Raw genomic sequence first — 19999 nt, 5'->3', positions numbered from 1 at the left:
CCCGATCCAGTCTCTGCGTGAGCGGTCAGGATCGCTGGGGGTACTGAACCGGAGTGTACCCATGCCGGATAGAGTCGTCAATACTCTGGTCTACAGCCGCAACCGCCATTGTTCGACGCCGTAGCGCAGCCGGAGGGCAGTTGCCGTGAGCGGTGGCGCCTCGATACGATCGGACCAGAGCACGGTCACCTTCGGGAAGCTGAGCGGCAAGGCCGGCAGATCCTTTAGAACGATCTCCTGCGCCTGCCGGTAGTGGGCCAGCCGCTCTTCCCGGTTGGTGGTCGCGACCGCCTGCGCGAGCAACGCATCCAGCTCGGCATTGGTGTAGTGCCCCATGTTGAGCCCGTCGAAGATCGAGTCGCTCGACCAGACGGTGCTCTGGTCCGGGTCGAGGTCCCACCGCACGCCGAGCAGCAGGACATCGAAGTCTCGCGTCTCGGTCGCCCGGCGACGGACATCGCTCCACTGCTCCAGCTCGAGCTGGACCTCGATGCCGATCTCCGCCCACTGCCGCTGCAGCCAGGTGGCCAGGGCCCGGCGAGTCGGATCGGCACCGGTCGCCACCAGCCGGAAGCTCAGTCGCTGGCCTTCCCGGTGGCGAATCCCGTCGGGCCCCACCTGCCAGCCGGACTCGTCGAGCAACCGGGCCGCCTGTTCCGGATCGTAGGAGTACTCGACCCCGGCTGGCCCCGCGGCCCAGGATGCCGGAGGCTGCGTCCCCCGAGCGACCTCAGCCTGGCCGTGCCAGATCTCGTCGATCATCCGCTGGCGATCCAGCGCCAGCATGAGAGCCTGCCGCACCCGGGGATCGAGGAAGAGCTCGCTCTTGCTCGAATCGAGTTGCAGGACCACCATCACCAGCTCGAAGCCAGGCAAAGATTGGACGCTGACCCCGTCGATCGCTGGGACTGCCCCAGCCTGCGCGGCGTCGACCACCGCCCAATCGATCAGGCCGTCCTGCAGCCCGGCGATCAGTTCGTCCATCGACCCGACGACCTTGTACGTGTACTGGGCCACCTGCGGCGTGCCACGGTAATACTGGGGGTTGCGCTCGAAGACGATCTGCTCCCCGCGCACCCACTGCTTAAGCATGAAGGGCCCGGTGCCGACGGCGCTGCTGAGCCCGAAGGGGTCAGTGATGAGCTGCTCCGGTTGGACGCCTGCCAGGACGTGCTCGGGCACGATGCCGAGGGTTGCCAGGGTCGGCAAGAAGGACGCATCCGGCCTGATCAGCTCGATGACGACAGTCCGCGGATCGACGACGCTGACCACCTTCACCCGCTCGGCCAGGCGCGAGTAGCGCGGCGAGCGGGCGTTTACGTCCAGCATTGTCCGGTAGGTGAACTCGACGTCGCGGGCTGTGAACGGCTGGCCGTCGTGCCAGCGTACGCCGTCCCGGAGATGAAACGTATAGCGCACGCCATCATCGCTGACATCCCAGGAGTCGGTCAATGCCGGAGCGATCTCGCCGGTCGCCGGGTCGACCGTGACCAGGCTGTCGAACACGAGACGGCTGAGCTCTTCGGATACCGGGTCAGCCACGAAGAGGGGGTTGAGCGTTCGCGGCTCCTCGAGACCAGCTTCGACGATCGAGGAGCGCTGGGTTGGCTGTGGCACTTGGGTAGGGACGACTGTCTGTGCCGGACCCGCGGCCTGCCCGGTCACTGGCGCGGCACCGCTTGCCTGACCCGGCGCATCATTCGGTGCTGGCGTCGAGCCCGAGCCGCCGCGCTGGCAACCGGCCAGCAGGAGCGCGGCGATGACCACGAGCAGGATCGCGCCCTGCCAATCGTGCCGCTTCACCCTCACCGTTCCCGCGCCACCTCGTCCCCGCGCTCGCGTCGGCAGCAGGCCCGTACCGTCGGGGGCAAGCGTACCACTTCTCGACCGGGTGGCCGAAAGCCCGTCTCCCAGCTACCCCTAGTCAACCCTTGCGGGGCTGGCCCGAGGGCCTTGTCCCTATCGAGCGCCTGCGGGCTGTTCGATCTTGACCCGGGTCAGATAGTGCTGGTAGGGCGACTCCTCACCGCGCACCAGGGCGAAGAAGACCTGCTGCAGCCGGGCCGTGATCGGCCCGATCTGGCCGTTTCCGACCGGCCGGCCGTCGATCGAGCCGATCGGCGCGATCTGAACGCCGGTTCCGCAGAGGAACGCCTCATCGCAGATGTACAGCTCGCTCCGGTCGATCTCCCGCTCCTCGATCGGAATGCCCAGATCTCGCGCGAACTCCAGGAGCGAGCGCCGGGTGATTCCCTCGAGAATATCGGCCGTGACCGGGGTGGTAATCAGCGCGCCACCGCGGACGATGAAGAGATTCGCTCCGCTCCCCTCGGCCACCTTTCCGGCCGCATTGAGCATGATGGCGTCGTCGAATCCGCACTCCTCGGCCTGGTCGCGAGCCAGGGCGGAGTTGATATAGGCACCGCTCACCTTCCCACGGCTGGGAACGATATTGTCTTCGACTCGCCGCCACGAGGAGACCATGAGCCGGATCGGGTGGGTGATCGGCAGGTACTCCTGGAGCGGGATCATGTAGATCGCGAGCTCGTCGCGAATACCCTTCAGCTTCGGCCCGAGCTCTAGGTCAGCCTTGTAGATGAATGGCCGGATATAGATATCGAAGGTGGGAGCGTTCCGTTTGACCAGCTCGACGATGATCTCGGCCACTCGGTCGGCGTCGTACGGCAGCTCAGCGCGCAGGAAGCGCGCCGACTGCATCAGCCGCCGGGCATGGTCCGGGAGGCGGAAGATGTTGATCGTCTCGCCGTCGCGGTCGAGGTAGCCGCGGATGCCACCGAACACCCCTGTCCCGTACTGGAGGGCATGGGTCGCGATGCTGACCTTGGCCTGATCAGCAGGGACGAATTCCCCTTCGAAGAAGGCGTACGGTAAGAGCTTGCTCTGAACCATGACTCGCTCCGTTCCTCACTACCAGCCGCCCGCGCTCAAGACGCTCCCAGGCTACCCCTTCCTCGCCGCCTCGATCAGTGCCCGCCCGCTCGCCGCCAGCAGAGCCGTGGTATTGGCCGCCACCATCCGGAAACCGCGCTCGATCTGGCGACGTGCCAGCTCCGGCGTCGTCGCCGTCGTGCCGAGTGGCACCCGCCCATCGACCTGCCGGACCACCTGCTCGACGACAGCCTGCACCTCCGGATGGAGCGGCTGACCAGGGTATCCCATCGACTGTGCCAGATCGTTGGGACCGACGAACAGGAGATCGATCCCAGGAACCTCGAGAATCTCCGGCAGCCGCTCTACCGCGGCCAGGCTCTCGATCTGCACGATGGCCAGCGTCTCCGCATTCGCCTGCGCGGTGTAGTCGGAGAGGGACTGCTGGAGCCCGAAACCCGCGGCGCGCACCCCGGCAATCCCGCGCCGACCATGCGGATAGTACCGAGCAGCGGTGACAACGGCCCTCGCCTCATCAGCGCTGTTGACCTGAGGCACCATGATGCCTCCGGCTCCGATATCGAGGTAGCGCAGGATCACCTGCTGCGCGTTCTGCGGCACCCGGATGATGGGAGTCGCTCCGCCCGCCTCGGCCGCCAGCACCATATGGTAGGCCGACTCCACGGAAGTCGGCCCGTGCTCGGCATCGATCAGGACGAAGTCGAACCCGATCAGCCCGCAGATCTCGGCCAGCTCTGCCGAGGGATAGGGTACGAAGCACCCGATTACCGCCTCGCCGGCCTGGAGCTTCCGCTTCACTTTGTTCTCTCGCATCTGCGCCGCTACACTTCCCCGCGAAACCCTGCACGCCCGGCGGCATTCTACAACGCCCGTCACTCGGCGCAACCGCGCTTCGGTTTGCCTTGACCCTCATTTGTACGGTCCAGTATAGTATGCTAGTTGCGCATCTCCGCCAGGAGAGGCGCTGATTCGGAGGTCCCAACGATGATCACGACGCACCTTCACAACGATACGGTCATCAACGTGGCCCAGCTCCTGAAGGCGCGCGTCGGCGCAATGCGTACCGTCACCGTTCATCTCGACGACCTCGCGCTCGACCAGGATCTGGAGGCTCGCTCCCTGGACGCGGGGCTCAAGTTCACGCGTATCGCATCGGGCATCCTGGTGAGCGGCGAGGTTACGGTCACTTCCCCACAGGTCTGCGCGCGCTGTCTCACGGAGTTCGAGGCCACCTACGCCGAGTCATTCGAAGCGGAATACTGGCCGAGCATCGACGTGTTCACCGGTGTGCCGCTACCGGAGCCGAGCGACGACGAGATCTTCGTCATCGACGAGAATCACCAGCTCGACCTGCGCGAGATCCTTCGCCAGGTAGCGATCCTGGCCCAGCCGATCCGGCCGGTGTGCGGTCCGGACTGTCCTGGGTTCCAGACGCTCCTGCCCGAGAGCGAGGAGAGCACAGACGCGCGCTTCGCGGTCCTGCAGACGCTGCTCGAGGACCGCGCGGATTGAGCAGGTAAGGGATCTGGATGGAGCGCCCCCAGGGCGAGTCACCTGGGGGCGTTCGAGCAGGGAAAGGAACTGCCCGCCATGGGAGCACTGCCAAAGCATCGCGTCAGCCGGCGTCGCCAGGGTAACCGGCGCCGGCACCACTACCTGAAGCTGCCGCAGCTCATGACCTGTCCATCCTGTGGGGAGAAGAAGATGACCCACTACGTCTGCCCCAACTGCGGCACGTACCGGGGCCGGCAGGTCATCGAGATGAACCGCGCGAGCCGGCGCAGCCGGCGTACAACCGAATAGGGGCGCGAGAGGATCGCCCGGTCCTCCCGGCCATCGCCGGCTAGGGCCGGGCCGGCCGATCGCATGGCCGCGTCGACGCGGGAACGGGAGGGGTTCGGCAGTGGCCGGACGGCGTGCAGCGATCACGGGGTGGGGCGCCTACGTCCCTGAACAGGTCCTGACTAACCAGGACCTGGAGCGGATGGTCGACACGTCCGACGAGTGGATCGTCACCCGCACGGGTATCCGCGAGCGCCGAATCGCCAGCCCGGCCGAAACCACGCTCCAGATGGCGACTATCGCCGCTCGCCGCGCCGTTGCCATCGCCGGCATCGATCCTCGCCAGCTCGATCTGGTCGTGTTCGCCACGGTGACGCCAGATCTGCTGATGCCGGCCACAGCCTCGTTGCTCCAGGCCGAACTGGGGGCCACTCGCGCCGGAGCGTTCGACCTGGCCGCCGCCTGCTCGGGCTTCGTATACGGCCTCACCGTGGGCGCTCAGTTCATCGCCACTGGCGCGGCCGACGCTGTTCTGGTCGTCGGCGCTGACGCGCTGACGCGCTGGGTCGACTTCACTGATCGCAGCACCTGCGTCCTCTTCGGCGACGGCGCGGGCGCGGTCGTGCTCCAGGCGACGACTGCGGAGGAGGGCGTGCTCTCTAGCGTCCTCGGCTCGGACGGCACCGGGGCCATGCACTTGTATCTCGACGGCTTCCGAGAGCTGCTGAGCGCGAACGGCACCCTGCCATCCAAACGCCCTTATATGCGCATGCAGGGCAGTGAGGTCTTCCGCTTCTCCGTCCGGGTGATGGGCGAGGCCGCCATCGAAGCCATCGCCAGGGCTGGGCTGCGGCTGGACGATATCGACCTGCTGATTCCACACCAGGCCAATCTGCGGATCATCGACGCGGCCGCCAAGCGGCTCGGTCTACCGGCAGAGAAGGTATGGGTAAACCTCGACCGCTACGGCAACACCTCCGCTGCCTCCGTGCCGATCTGCCTGGCCGAGGCCGCTGATGCCGGCGCCCTCCGACCAGGCATGAACCTCGTCCTGGTCGCCTTCGGGGCCGGGCTCTCCTGGGCTGCGAGCGTCGTGCGTTGGGGCTGGAGCGGCGTTCCGGGACGGGAGTAGCGGATGAGCGCAGTCGCCTGGGTCTTCCCCGGCCAGGGAAGCCAGAGAGTCGGCATGGGCCGCGAGCTGGCCCAGCGAGAACCGATCGCTCGCGAGACCTTCGAGACCGCCGACGATGTCCTCGGGTTTCCGCTCTCACACCTCATCTTCGAAGGGCCGGAGGACGAGCTGGCGGCCACTCGCAACCAGCAGCCGGCGATTCTGGCGACCAGCATCGCCTACTGGCGTACCCTCAGCCAGCGCGGTGTGCTCCCGCCGCCCGTTTGCCTCGCCGGGCACAGCCTGGGCGAGTACACAGCGCTCGTCGCCGCCGGCAGCATCGACTTCACCGACGCCGTCCGGCTGGTTCGGCGTCGCGGTGAGTTGATGGAAGAGCACGGGCTGGGGGGTATGGTGGCCGTCATCGGGCTGGATCTCGAGGCACTGGCCGCCATCGCCGAAGAGGTCGGGGTCGAAGTCGCCAACATCAACGCGCCTGGCCAGATCACGCTCAGCGGGCGCTCCGAGCCCCTCGAGCGCGCGGCCGAGCTGGCCAGGCAACGCGGGGCCCGCCGTGTCGTCCGGCTACCAGTCAACGCCGCCTTCCACTCGTCGCTGATGCGCCCAGTGGCGGAGGCGCTGCGCCCGCTGGTGGAATCGATCCACATCGCTCCGCCGATCGCTCCCCTGCTGGCCAACGTCGACGCCCGGCCGCTGAGCGACCCCAACGAGCTCCGCGAGGAACTGCTGGCCCAGATCGCCGCGCCGGTGCGGTGGGTCGACGTGATCAGGGCCGCGGCGGCGCGAGGGGTCAGTCACTACTACGAGCTGGGGCCGGGGCGAGTGCTGAGCGGGCTGATCAGCCGGATCGAGCCTGGCGCGGTGATAGAGACCGCCGAGGACATGCTAGCACGGGTCGCGGTCTCGACTGAGCCGCAAGGAGAGGCATGAGCGCGCGGCACGCGCGAGCCAGGAGGTGATGATCGATGACGGGCGAAGAGCGGGGCGCGGCCATCGTCACCGGAGCGGTGCGCGGCATCGGCCGCGCCACGGCGGTGCGCCTGGCGCGGGATGGTTTCAAGGTGGTCGTCAACTACCGGGGAGAGGCGGATCTCGCCGAGGCAGTCGTGCGCGAGATCGTCGCGGAGGGCGGCACCGCGCTCGCAATCCGCGCCGACGTGACCGATGCTGACCAGATCGGCGAGATGATCACCCAGGCGATCGACCGCTTCGGCCGGCTCGAGGTACTCGTCAACAACGCCGGGATCACGCGGGACACGCTGATCATGCGGATGCGCGACGAGGACTGGAACGATGTCTTGACGACGAACCTGACGGGGGCGTTCCTCTGCTGCCGAGCCGCGATCAGGCCGATGATGCGACAGCGCTACGGCCGGATCATCAACCTCACCTCGGTCGTCGGGCTCGTCGGCAACGTGGGGCAGACCAACTACGCAGCCGCCAAGGCTGGTATTATCGGCCTGACCAAGTCGCTGGCGCGCGAGGTCGGCAGCCGTGGCATCACCGTCAACGCGGTCGCGCCCGGGTTCATCCAAACGCGCCTGACGGAGGCGATCCCGGCGGAGCTGCAGGAACAGATCCTCAAGCAGATCCCTCTCGGCTACTACGGGACCCCTGAGGACGTGGCCGAGGCGATCGCGTTCCTCGCCTCGCCGGCTGCCCGCTACATCACTGGCGCCGTGCTGAGCGTCGACGGCGGCCTGTTCATGGCGACGTGAGGCCGATGTTTCGCAAGGTCCTGATCGCTAACCGCGGAGAGATCGCCCTCCGGGTGCTGCGCGCCTGCCGCGAGCTCGGGATCCCAGCAGTGGTGGCTTACTCGGAAGCTGACCGCGAGTCGCTCCCGGTACGCCTAGCCGACGAAGCGATCTGTATCGGCCCGGCGCCTGCCGAGCGGAGCTATAACCACATCCCGGCCATCATCAGCGCGGCGGTCGTGACTGGCTGCGATGCGCTCCACCCTGGCTACGGCTTCCTGGCGGAGAACCCGCTGCTGGCCGAGATCTGCGCCGAGTGCGGGATCCGCTTTATCGGGCCGCCGGCGCAGGTCCTCTCAGCGCTCGGCGACAAGGCTGAGGCGCGCCGGCTGATGCGCCAGGCCGGCGTGCCGATCATGCCCGGCAGCGAGGATCCGGTCCGCGATGCCAGCGAGGCACGAGCGATCGCGAGGAAGGTTGGCTACCCGCTGCTGGTCAAAGCAGCAGCCGGTGGTGGCGGGCGTGGCATGCGCATCGTGTACCGCGAGGCGGAGCTGGCGCAGGCGCTGAGCCTGGCCCAGCAGGAGGCCCAGGCGGCCTTCGGCGACTCGACAGTCTACCTCGAGCGCTATCTGGAGCGCCCGCGACACGTCGAAGTCCAGATCCTGGCTGATCAGCACGGTCGGGTACTTGCCCTGGGAGAGCGCGACTGCTCGATCCAGCGGCGCTATCAGAAGCTGATCGAGGAAGCGCCAGCACCCAATCTCCCCTCGAAGGTGCGAGACGCGCTGCGCAAAGCCGCGGTGCGCGGGGCCAAGGCGGTGGGCTACGTCGGTGCCGGCACGTTCGAGTTCCTGCTCGACCAGGATGGACACTTCTACTTCACCGAGGCCAACGCGCGCATCCAGGTCGAGCATCCGGTCACCGAGATGGTCACCGGCATCGACCTTGTCCAGTGGCAGCTCGCGATCGCCGCTGGCGAGCGCCTCACGCTGTCAGATCCGGTACGGGCGCAAGGCCATGCGATCGAGGTACGAGTCACCGCCGAAGACCCAGCGAGCCAGTTCGCGCCGCGCATCGGCCGGATCACCGACCTGCACTTGCCGGGAGGGCCGGGTATCCGGGTCGATACCCACCTGTACCCGGGATACGCGGTGCCACCGCACTACGACTCGTTGCTCGCCAAGATCATCGCCTGGGCACCCGATCGCCAGCAGGCGTTGGATCGACTAGACCGCGCTCTGCGCGAGGCGATCATCGCTGGTGTCCCTACCCCGATCCCGCTGTACCGCCGCCTGCTGCGTGACCCGGACTTTCGCGCCGGGCGCCATTCGACGGTGTTCCTGCAAGAGTTTCTCGATCGGGAAGCCGATCTCGCCCCCTCGGCATGAGCCGCCTCCGGCCAGCCGCTCGGCCTGGCCCGGTGCGGCTCCTGTACACTTACGGCAGTGACGTGCGCGGCCGGTGTTCAGACGGACGGTACTGGCGAGCACGCGCCTATGGGAGACCGGAGGCACCTGTGATGACCGTCAGCCGGACACGGCGCCAGGCACGAATCCTCGCGATGCAGATTCTCTACGAGTCCGATGTCGCAGGGCATCCAGTCGAAGAGGTGCTGGCTCGCTACCTGGATGACCAGTCCACTCCCCAGCCGGCACGCCGGTACGCGGAGCGGCTCGTGCTCGGCGTCCTGGAGGATCGGGGACGCATCGATGCCATGATTGCCGAAGCCGCGCCAGCATTCCCGATCGAGCAGCTTCCGCCAGTGGACCGCAACATCCTGCGGATCGCCGTGTATGAGCTCCTCCACGAGTCGGATGTCCCCCTGAAGGCCGCGATCAACGAGGCCGTGGAACTGGCAAAGCTGTACGGCGGCGAGAGTTCGAGCCGGTTCGTGAACGGCGTGCTCGGCACGATCGCAGCCAACCTCGCATCGTCCAGTTGAGTCGTAGAGCTCGACCCAATCCGGCGGTACCGCTTGCGTGCATGCTGGTTCTCGGGCATACTACGCGAACAGTTGGGGAGACTGGCGTGCCCGATGGTGTAGGGGAGGTAGAGGAGTGTCCGCAACATCGCCGATCTTCGAGCGCGTTCAATCGGTCGTCGCTGAGCAGCTCGGCGTCGACCCGAGCGAGGTCACGCTGGACGCCGAGTTCGTCAAGGATCTGAACGCCGACTCGCTCGATCTGGTCGAGCTCATCATGCAGCTCGAGGAGGAGTTCGGCATCGAGATCTCCGACGAGGAGGCCGCCAACATCGTCACTGTCCGGGATGCGATCAATTTCATCGAAGAGCACATCAATCGGTAGAGCACGACACGATCGCACCGCGGGGAAGCCTGGGAAGGCGCCGTACCGCTCGTAGCCGGGACGGCGTCGGTTTTGTTACTCTTCTTGATCGGAGATGTCGACGATGGTGCTCAGCGCAGCGAACAACGAGCGATGGTAAGCCTGCTCGACCGCGTCCGAGGGCGCTCGGTCGTCTCCGCTCCGAGCGAGCCCGAACCAGAGCCCGAGGATCTGTTCAAGGAGATGACCCTCCAGGAACACCTGGAGGAACTTCGCCAGCGTTTGATCTACTCGGGTCTCGCCATCGCCGCCGGCTTCATCGTCGGACTGGTTCTGGCGTTCCCCACGCTCGACCTCATCACCCAGATGACCGGGCTCGATGATCTCCAGGCTATCTCGCCCACCGAGCCCTTCATCACTTATACCAAGGTCGCGCTCTATATCGGGATCGGCATCGCGATGCCGGTCATCGTGTACCAGATCGTCCGCTTCCTGGCACCGGGCCTCACGCGCCGGGAGCGGCGCTATCTCTACCGGGCTCTGCCGTTCGTGACCCTGATGTTCTTGTCGGGCGTCGCGTTCTCCTTCTTCGTCGTGATCCCGCGGGCACTCCACTTCCTGTCCAACTTCGGCAGCCAGGTGTTCGATGCCCAGTTCCGGGCCGAAGAAGTGATCTCCTTCTACATGACCCTGTTACTCTGGGTCGGCGTCGTCTTCGAGTTGCCGGTAGTGATCTTCATCCTGGCCAAGCTCGGCATCGTCGACGCTCGGCGGCTCTCCTCGCTGCGCAAGTACGCCCTGCTGGTGATCATGGTCGGCGCAGCCATCATCACGCCGACGCCCGACCCGTTCAACATGTTCCTGGTCGCCGCCCCCATGTATTTCCTGTACGAGATCGGCGTATTGCTCGCGCGCCTGGCGAAGCCCATCTCCCGCTAGCCACTCGGGCGCTGCACCTGAGACTGGTCACTCGCGCTGGCTCGTCCACCGTGCCGCTCAGCAAACTCGCCCGCATCGGCCACCACACCGCTAGTCCTGCCGCAGGCCGAGCGACTCGGGACTCTGCGGGCGAACATGGAGCGTGCGCTCGTTACGGTAGCTCACCAGGCCGGGGCCGGCGCCAGGAATCCGCCGCACATAGCGCCGCTGGGTCACGTCCACCGGTACCCGGCTCGACCCCCGGCCGTCGCTGTACCAGGCAGCCAGCGCGGCCGCGGTCTCGAGCACGGCTGGATCTTCCGGCCCTGCCCAGTGCACCACCACATGCGCCCCCGCCAGGCCACGGGCATGCAGCCAGGCGTCGTCGGGCCGGGCCAGCTCGAAGGTGATCGAGTCGTTCTCCCGGCCGTGCCGGCCGACATAGATCCGATCGCCGCGCGACGTGACCCAGGCACGCGGGCGGCGGAACGCTGGTGCTCGGCTGCGTCTCCTCCGCGGCGACTCGTGGTCACGCCTCGGCGCCCGGAACAGCTCCCATTCCTGGCGAAGCTGCTCTAGCTCCTCGGCCGACTCGGCCAGCCGGGTCAGGACCGCGAGTTGTTCCAGGTAGGCGAGCTCGCGCAGGGCCTCGTCGATCCGAGGCGGCACCTGCTGCGCTGCCGACTGCGCCTTGCGGTAACGTTCGAAGTAGGCCTGCGCGTTCTCGCTCGGTGAGAGCTCCGGATCGAGCGGGATCTGCAGCCCCTCGACCACCAGCTCTGTCTGCCCAGGCTGGATCGCGGCCAGGTAGGCATAGATCAACTCACCCATCTGCCGCCATTGCTCCGCCTCCCGCGCACGCTCGAGTTCCTGTTCCAGCGCGCGCAGCCGGGCCTCTGCTCGTTCCCTGGCCTCCTCGATCTGCTGCAGCAACCGCTGCCGCCGCCGCGCGTGCCGCTCGGCGATGGCCGCCGGCCCGCTCGCGCGCTGAGCGAAGTAGCGCTCGATCGCCGCGGACATCGTCGGATAAACCTCGACCGTCAACCCGCCGAGGTACGACAGCCGAATCGCCGCGAACGCGACCGGCTGGTCGTCACTGAGGTAGACCGTCGGTTCCCAGCCGCCTCGTTCCAGCGGGGCGATCACCTCGTTCACCGCCCGCGCCAGGCGCTCGGCAGCGACAGGGTCTGCCGCGAGCTCGCCGGCCGTGACCGCAAAGGTGCCACATGCCCGGTAGGTCGCCTCGCGGGCCATCTGCGGGCTGAACCCTGCCAGCGCCTGCACTAGCACGCTCGGTAGCTCGGCGGCCGGCGCTGCCTCTCGGGCCAGGGACAGAACACCGTCGGGTGTCAGGCGCCGGGGATCGCGCTTCACCTGGGGAGGAGGTGGCTCATAGGGCCGGCCAGGCAGGATCGGCCTGGCAGCACTCATCGCCGGCGTGACCCGCTTGATCGCATCGTGCACGCGACCGTCCTCGCTGACCAGAATCAGGTTGCTATGACGCCCCATCAGCTCGATGGCGAGGCGGGTGCGAACGAGTTCGCCAGCCTGGACGGCTTCCCGCCGGCCACGATGCTCGTCCTCCAGGAACTTCTCGAACGTCAGCCACAGGACGCGCTCGAGTGGCGGCTGCCCGACCTCGATCAGCCTCCCTCCTCGGACGTACTTGCGCAGCAGGAGCAGGAGCGGCGTCACCTGCTCCGGGTCACTGGCCGGCCCGCGCTCCGTCAGGAGCAAACGCGGGTCTTGAGGATCGGCATCGGCGATGATCGTCAGTCGCCGGCCCGCATACACCTCGATGGCAAGCGCCAGCGGGCTCGTCTGGACGATCTTCTGCACGCGTCCTCCGAGCAACCGGTCGCTTATCTCTTCGCGAAGGGCAGCAAGAGTTAGGATGTCGAACACGGGGCACCTTCTGGCATCACAGCGGCGGAGGCACAGCGGCCCACCGAGAGGAACAGACCGTTTCGTGCCCAGCATGAGTATGGCAGAATGAGACTCGGTCGGGGGGGGGTTCTCTCACCGGTACACCCGCCCTTCGCGTACCGGTCGGGAGCGCGGCGTACCGGGAGATGCTCCGGGTACGGGCAAGCGCGTGGGAGGTCCATGCCGGTGACGGACGACGTCGGGCTCAATACCCAGGCCGATGAACTACTCGACGAGCTTCGCCAGCGCGTTCGCCCAAAGTTGATCGTCATCTCCGGCCCATCGGGCGTCGGCAAAGATACCGTGATCGAGCGGATGCGTCTGGCCTATCCTGATTTCTACTTCGCGGTAACCGCCACGACTCGCCCGCGTCGACCCGGTGAGATCGATGGCGTTCATTATTTCTTCATGAGCCGGGAGGAGTTCCTCCAGGCACGCGAGCGTGGGGAGTTCCTCGAATCCGCCGAGGTCTACGGGCACCTCTACGGCGTGCCGAAAGATCGTGTGCGCAAGGCGCTGCGCAGCGGGAAGTCCGTCGTCGTCAAGGTCGACGTGCAGGGAGCAGCTTCGATTCGCCGGCTGGTGCCGCAGGCCATCCTGATCTTTCTGGCTCCGCCCTCGATGTCCGAGCTGATGCAGCGCCTGCGCAGCCGCAAGACCGACGACCCCGCGACGCTGATGGAGCGGATCGCGACCGCCTCTCGCGAGCTCGCCCAGGTGTACGAGTTCGACTACGTCGTGTTCAACGAGAACGATCAGCTCGACCAGACGCTGGCGACGATCGAGGCGATCCTGCTGGCCGAGCAGAGCCGGGTGCACCAGCCAGAAGTCATCATCTGAGCGCGAGGCTACTCGGCTGCCTGGGCAGTCTCCGGGGCGGCGACGTCCTCTTCTTCCTCCTCCGGGACATAGCGCAGTGTCGAGCGATCCTCGACCCGGTCGATGAAGAGGATGCCGTCGAGGTGATCGATCTCGTGCTGGAGCACGCGAGCTAGGAAGCCGCTCGCCTTGATCCGCACTTCCTTGTCGTCCAGGTCGCGGGCCTTGACGGTCACGTTCATCGCCCTCGGGACATCGCCGACCCAACCGGGGATGCTCAAGCACCCCTCCGGCCCGACCTGCCGGCCGCTCGCCTTGACGATCTCAGGGTTGACGAGCGTGAGCTTGATCTCCGGATCGTCCTCATGTTCGAAGCCGGCTGGGACACTCACGATAATCAAGCGTCGCAAGACACCGACCTGCGGCGCGGCCAGGCCGACGCCACTGGCTGCGTGCAGCGTATCCCACATGTCCCGTGCCAGCCGGCGCAGGCCTTCATCGATCGACTTGATGCGTACGGCCTTCTGCCGTAGTCGCGGATCGCCCTCGGTGATGATCGTCAGTACCGCCATCGGACCGTATCCTCACGCCACCGCGTCTTCCCAAAAGTATAGCGCATCGGCTGCGCCCCCTCGCCCGCGCCTTCGCGCATACTCGCCGGCGCGAGCGTCGAGCCTCCACGTCGCCGTGGTCACGGCTATCCGTCGGGCAGAGAGTCTGCGATGCGGTCTCGATCCTGCCGCTTTCCGCGCGATCTCCGCTCGATGGGTCACGATGACGCACCGTCAGGGAGGGTTGTCACCCGCTCTGCACGTTCTGGATAACGAGGCGCGACGTTGGCAGTTACTCTGCACCGTCGAGCATACTCATGAGCGCCTGTTCGATGCGCCAGGTCAATTCTCGACGCAACTCTTCCTCGCTGAGCAGGCCGGCTCGATGCTCCACGAGCGCATGCTCGACATCGTAAATAAAGGACTTTGTCTGCTCGTGAGAGAGACGATCTGAATCCCAGGTACGGGTAATGAAGGCATCCTCGAATTCATCCAGGGTAAGCGCCCCCTCGAGGTATCGAGTCACGAGGAGAATAAGTTCATCTGGAATGGTAGTTAGCGTCATGTCTTCAAGCCCTCCGAGCAGTGTTCGCTACGTCAGTGAACAAGAGCTTCGCCATCTCTTCAACGACAGTCACCTCTGGGAGCGAGTCCAACGCGGAGAACTAGAAGCATCCGTCATCCGCGAAAGACATGTATCGAACCGTGCACACTCCGAGTACTGCTCGTACAGCCAGACAGTCCATTACATGACGCGTGATGGAGTACGAATTGCAATTATCCATCAATATAGGAGATCCGACGGCACCCTCGGTGCGAGCGGACGCCCGGATCCCAAATGGCTTCGTATAGGCGACGTCATCTACAAGTCCCGTCGTGCAGGATCACTGGAGAGAGAATAGCATACACCCGAGATTTCCGAAAGGACGAACAGGCAACGGGTCAGAGCAGGCTGATCGGGTCGACGTCGACCACCCAGCCGGGGTCGATCGTACAGGCAGCGGCCAGCCGCTGGGCGTCGGAGCCGCGGAGCAGGATCTGCCACTGGTAGCGTCCGCGCAGGCGGGAGATAAAGGCCGGCGTGGGCCCCAATACTTCGACGTCACCCAGACCGAGCCGGGTCGCCTCCGCGCGCAGGCGCTCGGCCATCGACTCGGCGGCGATCTGGCATGCGAGGTCGTCGCTGTGCCGGTACAGCAGGCGCACGAGTCGCCGGAAGGGCGGGTACCCGTGCCGGCGACGAAACGCGAGTTCTTCCCGGTAGAAGGCCTGGTAGTCGTGCCGGCTGGCCGCCTGGATAGCGTAGTGATCCGGCGTATAGGTCTGGACGATCACCCGGCCGCCCGGACTGCGGCGGCCTGCCCGGCCAGCGACCTGGGTCAGGAGCTGGAACGTCCGCTCCCCCGCCCGGTAGTCCGGCAGATAGAGCTGGGTATCGGCGTTGATCACGCCGATCGTCGACACCAGCGGGAAATCGAACCCCTTGGCAATCATCTGGGTGCCGATGACGATGTCGACTTCATGCCGGCGGGCCAGCCGCACCAGCTCGGCTGGGTCGAGCCCGCGCCGCGCGACGTCCTGATCCCAGCGCGCTACGCGCGCCTCGGGGAAGATCCGTCGTATGTCCCGTTCGACCCGCTGCGTGCCCGCCCCGTAGTAGCTCACGGCACGGCTGTTGCAGGCCGGGCAGGTCGAGGGCGGCGGGCGACGGAAATTGCAGCGGTGGCAGATCAACAGGCCGCGGTCAGCATGGTAGACCAGCGGCACGTCGCAGAACGGGCAGGACTCCACGTGACCGCACGCCCGGCACTGCACGACCGTCGCGAGCCCGCGCCGGTTCAGGAGCAGGATCGCCTGCTCACCGGCCGCCAGCGCCTCGGACAGCGCTTGGAGCAGCGCCTGGCTGAACAGCCCGAGGTTGCCCCGCTGCAGCTCCAGGCGCATGTCGACGATCTCGACGGGCGGCAGCAGCAGCGGCGCCCGCTCCACCTGCCCATCGCTCCGCACCACGCGCGGGCCGACGCGCTCCCGCAGCTCCAGCCGGATCACCTCGCCCTGGTCGCAGGCATAGGCGCTGCTCACGTCCGGAGTGGCGCTCCCCAGGAGCAACACCGCGTCGTGACGGCTCACGAGTTGCCGGGCTACCGCGCGGGCGTGGTACCGCGGCGGCGCGTCCTGCTTGTAGGCAGCCTCGTGCTCCTCGTCGATCACCACCAGGCCCAACCGCGAGACCGGCGCGAAGAGCGCCGAGCGCGGGCCGAGCACCACCGGCGCCTGCCCTCTGGCGACAGCCTGCCAGGCCGCTATCCGCTCCGATCCGCTGAGCGCGCTGTGGAGGAAAACGACCTGGCCAGGGAACCGGGCAGCGAAGCGGCTGAGGACCTGAGTCGCCAGCGCGATCTCCGGCACCAGGACGATCGCCTGTCGACCCTCCCGCAGGCACTCGGCCGTCGCCCGTAGATAGAGCTCGGTCTTGCCACTGCCGGTGACGCCGTGCAGCAGGAATACTTGCGAGCGCTGGCCTCGCAGGGCATCGCGGATATGATTCCAGGCCCGGATCTGCTCCGGCGTCAGGTCAAGATCCACTGGGGAGCCCTGAGGCGCGAGAGCAGCAGGCAAGCGCGGGAGCTCCAGGATCTCGATCGCGCCACGCTCAGCCAGCCCGCTGAGCAGCGAAGCCGTTACGCCCTCGCGGCGCAGCATGTCCCAGGGCACTGGCGCCCCCTCGCGCCGCGCCAGCAAGAGCTGGATCCGCCGGAGAGCCTCTCGCTGCTCCGGCGTCAATCCGTTGCCAGCCTCCGGCCCCAGCCGCACGAAGCGCTGCGTGGCAGCCGGCCCCGACCACGGCCGCACGCGCGCTGCCCGTTCGATCACTCCAGCGGCGACCAGCCGCTCGACCACCGTCGTCAGCCGGCGTCCCAAGGCCCGGCGAGCTGCTTCCAGCGTCATCTCGCCCCGCTCGGCCAGGAGATCCACCAGCGCGCGCTGAACGGAGGTCAGCCGGGGAGCGGCATCGGGCATACCCGGACGCAGGCGCAGGACTTCGACCGTGTGGCCAGAGATCCCTGGCGGCAGGAACGGGGAGACAGCCTCGAAGAGCGAGCACACGGTCTCGTCACAGAGCCACTCCGCTACCTCCCACTGCCAGGGATAAAGGCGGAAGGCGGGCTCCACCGGCGCGTAGAGCGGGCGAACCGGGAACGAAGGTAGTTCGCGATGGCAGCGCACGACCACCGCGAGCGTCAGCTCATCTCGCACCGGAACCCAGACGAGCTGGCGCTCCTCGATCTGACCGATCAGATGCTCGGGGACCGCATACGTCAGCAGGCGCCGCCGCTCGACGGTCGGCACGTCGGCGGCGACATCCACGAGCAGTGGCGAGGCAGGATAGGACACCGGATGTCGCTCCAAGATCCCGTTAGGTGATAGCACGAACGTACAGGCATCCGGCTTTGAGGATACTCGTTTCGGTGGTGCCTCGCTGTCACGACATCCGGCAGGTCCTGAGCTCGTAGCCCCGGCGCGGTGACGCTCTCGACGGCGGACCGAATGCCGCGTAAAATGGGCGGAGTGATTGGTTAACCGTGTCGAAGGTGTACGACGGCGCCTGCGCAGGCGCGGAGGGAAGGGGGAAGCCCATGGCGATCAGTCGCTACGTCGGCGCGCGTGTCCGGCGCAAGGAAGATCCTCGACTTATCACCGGCACCTCGCTGTACGTCGACGATCTCAAGCTACCGGGGATGCTCTACGTCGCCTTCGTGCGCAGCACCTACCCCCATGCACGGATAACGAGGATCGACCCTGCTCCGGCGCTGGAGATGCCAGGTGTCGTCGCGGTGATCACCGGCCAGGATCTCCGAAAGTGGGTCAAGGGAGCTGATCTCAGCGCAGGTGAGGGCACCGCTGGCGAGGAGGAAGAGGGCGCTGGAGCAGTCCCTCAGGTCGATCCCCTGGCAGTCGACGTCGTCCGCTATGTAGGCCAGCCAATCGCCGCCGTGCTCGCAGAGGAGCGCTATCTCGCCCACGACGCTGCTGCTGCCGTGCAGGTGGACTATGAGCCGCTGCCGGTGGTGACCGATCCAGAGGAGGCGATGAAGGATGGCGCGCCGCAGCTCTACCCGCAGGTGAAGAACAACATCGGCGTGCGTTGGGATCACAAGCGCGGCGATGTCGAGGGTGCCTTCGCACAGGCCGACACTGTGGTCAAGCAGCGCTTCCGCAACCAGCGTCTCTCCGGCGTCCCGATGGAGACTCGCGTGGTGGCGGCAGCTCCTGAGCCGTTGACTCGTGGCGTTACCGTCTGGAGCTCCACTCAGGCACCCCATTGGAGCCGAGATGCCATTGCCGGCGCGCTGGGGCTGGCCCAGAGCCAGGTGCGCGTCATTGCGCCGGAGGTCGGCGGTGGCTTCGGGGTGAAGATCGGCGTGTACCAGGAGGACGTCGTCCTGGCGGCACTCGCCCGTCACCTGGGCCGTCCGGTCAAGTGGTTCGAGACACGCTCCGAGCACATGCTGGTGACGAACCATGGCCGTGATCAGGTCGTGGAGTATGAAGCCGCAGTGCGCAAGGACGGCAAGATCCTGGCGCTGCGCGCCAACATCATCCAGAACCTGGGCGCCTACCCGAAGGGCCTGTTCCTCCCCGCCACCACCGGCACGATGCTTGTCGGCTGCTACGATATCCCGGCCGTCGAAATCCATGCGGTCGGTGTCTACACCAATACGATGGCGGTCGGGGCCTACCGCGGAGCCGGGCGCCCTGAGGCCGCCTACTACATCGAGCGCATGGTCGACCTGGTCGCCGACGCGCTGGGGCTCGATCCGGCTGAGGTACGGCGAGTGAACTTCATCCGCCCGGAGCAGTTCCCGTATACCACGGCCACGGGCGAGCGCTACGACACCGGCGAGTACGAGAAGGCGTTGAACCGCGCGCTCGAGGTGGCGAAGTACCAGGAGTGGCGCCAGCGCCAGCAGGAGATGCGCCAGCAGGGTCGCCACATCGGGATCGGCATGGCGTCTTACGTCGAGATCTGCGGCTTCGGCCCCTGGGAGAGCGCGACCGTCCGCGTCGAGCCGAGCGGAGCGGTGAGCGTCTATACCGGCACCTCGCCCCACGGCCAGGGACTGGAGACCGCGCTGGCCCAGCTCGTCGCCGATGAGCTCGGCGCCAACTTCGACGAGGTGGTCGTCCACCACGGTGACACCGCCAGCGTACCGCAGGGGAACGGCACCATGGGGAGCCGCAGCCTGGTCGTCGGTGGCGGCGCTCTCCTGATGGCCATCGAGCGCGTCCGAGAGAAGGCGCGGCGCATCGCGGCCCATCTGCTCGAGGCCGCGGTCGACGACATCGAGTTCGCTGACGGCAAGTATCGCGTCAAGGGCGCGCCCGACCGCGCGCTGACCCTGGCGCAGATCGCCGGCGCGGCCTACGGCCCTGGGCTCCCGGCCGAGATCGAGCCTGGCCTGGTGGCCACCGACTTCTTCGCCCCGCCTGACGAGGTCTTCCCGTTCGGCACGCACGTGGCCGTCGTCGAGGTGATCCCGGAGACCGGCGAGGTCAAGATCTTGCAGTACGTCTCGGTCGATGACTGCGGGCCACGCATCAACCCGCTGCTGGTCGAAGGGCAAGTCCACGGTGGGCTGGCTCAGGGCATCGCCCAGGCACTCTACGAGGAGGTCCAGTACGACGAGAACGGGCAGCTTCTGACGGGCACGCTGATGGACTACGCCGTGCCCAAGGCCAACATGCTGCCCTCGTTCATCACCGATAAGACAGAGACGACGACGCCGCTCAACCCGCTGGGCGCCAAGGGCATCGGTGAAGCCGCCACGATCGGCTCGACGCCCGCCGTTGCCAACGCGGTGATGGACGCGTTGAAGCCACTCGGCATCAAGCACCTCGACATCCCGCTCACGCCACAGAAGGTCTGGGCTGCGATCCAGCAGGCCCAGGCCTAGCCCGGTACGCGAGCTCGAG

General features: G+C 66.8%; 18 protein-coding genes. 11 read left to right on the top strand and 7 right to left on the bottom strand.

What is annotated here, in order from left to right:
- Positions 1-90 precede the first annotated feature (90 nt).
- The 3 genes from NET02_RS06710 to NET02_RS06700 form a co-directional block, all read right to left on the bottom strand.
- Positions 91-1803 (bottom strand): ABC transporter substrate-binding protein, encoded by a 1713-nt coding sequence (locus NET02_RS06710; protein WP_284056616.1) that lies wholly within the window; start codon positions 1801-1803, stop codon positions 91-93.
- A gap of 156 nt (positions 1804-1959) precedes the next feature.
- Positions 1960-2910, bottom strand: coding sequence for a branched-chain amino acid transaminase (locus tag NET02_RS06705; RefSeq protein ID WP_284056615.1), 951 nt, complete (start codon positions 2908-2910; stop codon positions 1960-1962).
- Positions 2911-2961: 51 nt separating this feature from the next.
- On the bottom strand, positions 2962-3723 hold the full coding sequence (locus NET02_RS06700; RefSeq protein WP_284056614.1) for an HpcH/HpaI aldolase family protein: 762 nt from the start codon (positions 3721-3723) through the stop codon (positions 2962-2964).
- A gap of 171 nt (positions 3724-3894) precedes the next feature.
- Between NET02_RS06700 and NET02_RS06695 the strand changes: the two genes are divergently transcribed.
- The 9 genes from NET02_RS06695 (at position 3895) to tatC (ending at position 10748) form a co-directional block, all read left to right on the top strand.
- Positions 3895-4422, top strand: coding sequence for a YceD family protein (locus NET02_RS06695; protein WP_284056613.1), 528 nt, complete (start codon positions 3895-3897; stop codon positions 4420-4422).
- Between the two features lie 78 nt (positions 4423-4500).
- Complete coding sequence (rpmF, locus tag NET02_RS06690) at positions 4501-4713, top strand: 50S ribosomal protein L32 (RefSeq protein ID WP_284056612.1); 213 nt, start codon at positions 4501-4503, stop codon at positions 4711-4713.
- Positions 4714-4813: 100 nt separating this feature from the next.
- On the top strand, positions 4814-5824 hold the full coding sequence (locus tag NET02_RS06685; RefSeq protein ID WP_284056611.1) for a beta-ketoacyl-ACP synthase III: 1011 nt from the start codon (positions 4814-4816) through the stop codon (positions 5822-5824).
- 3 nt (positions 5825-5827) lie between these two features.
- Positions 5828-6754 (top strand): ACP S-malonyltransferase, encoded by a 927-nt coding sequence (fabD, locus tag NET02_RS06680; protein WP_284056610.1) that lies wholly within the window; start codon positions 5828-5830, stop codon positions 6752-6754.
- Positions 6755-6789: 35 nt separating this feature from the next.
- Positions 6790-7542: a 3-oxoacyl-[acyl-carrier-protein] reductase gene (fabG, locus tag NET02_RS06675; protein WP_284056609.1), complete on the top strand. Its 753-nt coding sequence runs from the start codon at positions 6790-6792 to the stop codon at positions 7540-7542.
- 5 nt (positions 7543-7547) lie between these two features.
- Complete coding sequence (accC, locus tag NET02_RS06670; protein WP_284056608.1) at positions 7548-8912, top strand: acetyl-CoA carboxylase biotin carboxylase subunit; 1365 nt, start codon at positions 7548-7550, stop codon at positions 8910-8912.
- 131 nt (positions 8913-9043) lie between these two features.
- Positions 9044-9466: a transcription antitermination factor NusB gene (gene nusB / locus NET02_RS06665; protein WP_284056607.1), complete on the top strand. Its 423-nt coding sequence runs from the start codon at positions 9044-9046 to the stop codon at positions 9464-9466.
- Between the two features lie 115 nt (positions 9467-9581).
- On the top strand, positions 9582-9830 hold the full coding sequence (gene acpP / locus NET02_RS06660) for an acyl carrier protein (protein ID WP_284056606.1): 249 nt from the start codon (positions 9582-9584) through the stop codon (positions 9828-9830).
- A 132-nt stretch (positions 9831-9962) separates the two neighbouring features.
- Positions 9963-10748 carry a twin-arginine translocase subunit TatC gene (tatC, locus tag NET02_RS06655; RefSeq protein ID WP_284056605.1) on the top strand — a complete coding sequence of 262 codons (786 nt, stop codon included), beginning with the start codon at positions 9963-9965 and terminating at the stop codon, positions 10746-10748.
- A gap of 90 nt (positions 10749-10838) precedes the next feature.
- Here the strand turns inward: tatC and NET02_RS06650 are convergent, their stop codons facing one another.
- Positions 10839-12632, bottom strand: a complete 1794-nt coding sequence (locus tag NET02_RS06650) for an Rqc2 family fibronectin-binding protein (protein WP_347711005.1) — start codon at positions 12630-12632, stop codon at positions 10839-10841.
- Between the two features lie 207 nt (positions 12633-12839).
- On the opposite strand from NET02_RS06650, the gene NET02_RS06645 reads away from it, so the two are divergent.
- Positions 12840-13493 (top strand): guanylate kinase, encoded by a 654-nt coding sequence (locus NET02_RS06645; RefSeq protein WP_284056603.1) that lies wholly within the window; start codon positions 12840-12842, stop codon positions 13491-13493.
- A gap of 8 nt (positions 13494-13501) precedes the next feature.
- Here the strand turns inward: NET02_RS06645 and def are convergent, their stop codons facing one another.
- The 3 genes from def to priA all read right to left on the bottom strand — a co-directional run bounded on the left by def (position 13502) and on the right by priA (position 17419).
- A complete protein-coding gene (gene def / locus NET02_RS06640; RefSeq protein ID WP_284056602.1) occupies positions 13502-14044 on the bottom strand; it encodes a peptide deformylase in 543 nt (180 codons plus the stop codon).
- 271 nt (positions 14045-14315) lie between these two features.
- Positions 14316-14588, bottom strand: coding sequence for a hypothetical protein (locus NET02_RS06635; protein WP_284056601.1), 273 nt, complete (start codon positions 14586-14588; stop codon positions 14316-14318).
- 377 nt (positions 14589-14965) lie between these two features.
- The gene (priA, locus tag NET02_RS06630; protein WP_284056600.1) at positions 14966-17419 is read right to left on the bottom strand and encodes a replication restart helicase PriA; all 2454 of its coding nucleotides are present in this window, start codon (positions 17417-17419) and stop codon (positions 14966-14968) included.
- 242 nt (positions 17420-17661) lie between these two features.
- Here priA and NET02_RS06625 point away from each other — a divergent pair, with 242 nt between their 5' ends.
- Positions 17662-19980 carry a xanthine dehydrogenase family protein molybdopterin-binding subunit gene (locus tag NET02_RS06625; RefSeq protein ID WP_284056599.1) on the top strand — a complete coding sequence of 773 codons (2319 nt, stop codon included), beginning with the start codon at positions 17662-17664 and terminating at the stop codon, positions 19978-19980.
- The last annotated feature ends 19 nt before the right edge of the window (positions 19981-19999 follow it).

Source organism: Thermalbibacter longus, assembly GCF_023806485.1.
GTDB lineage: Bacteria > Chloroflexota > Chloroflexia > Thermomicrobiales > Thermomicrobiaceae > Thermalbibacter > Thermalbibacter longus.
The sequence above is the reverse complement of the archived record's forward strand: the minus strand, read 5'-3'. Positions and strand labels throughout refer to the sequence as shown.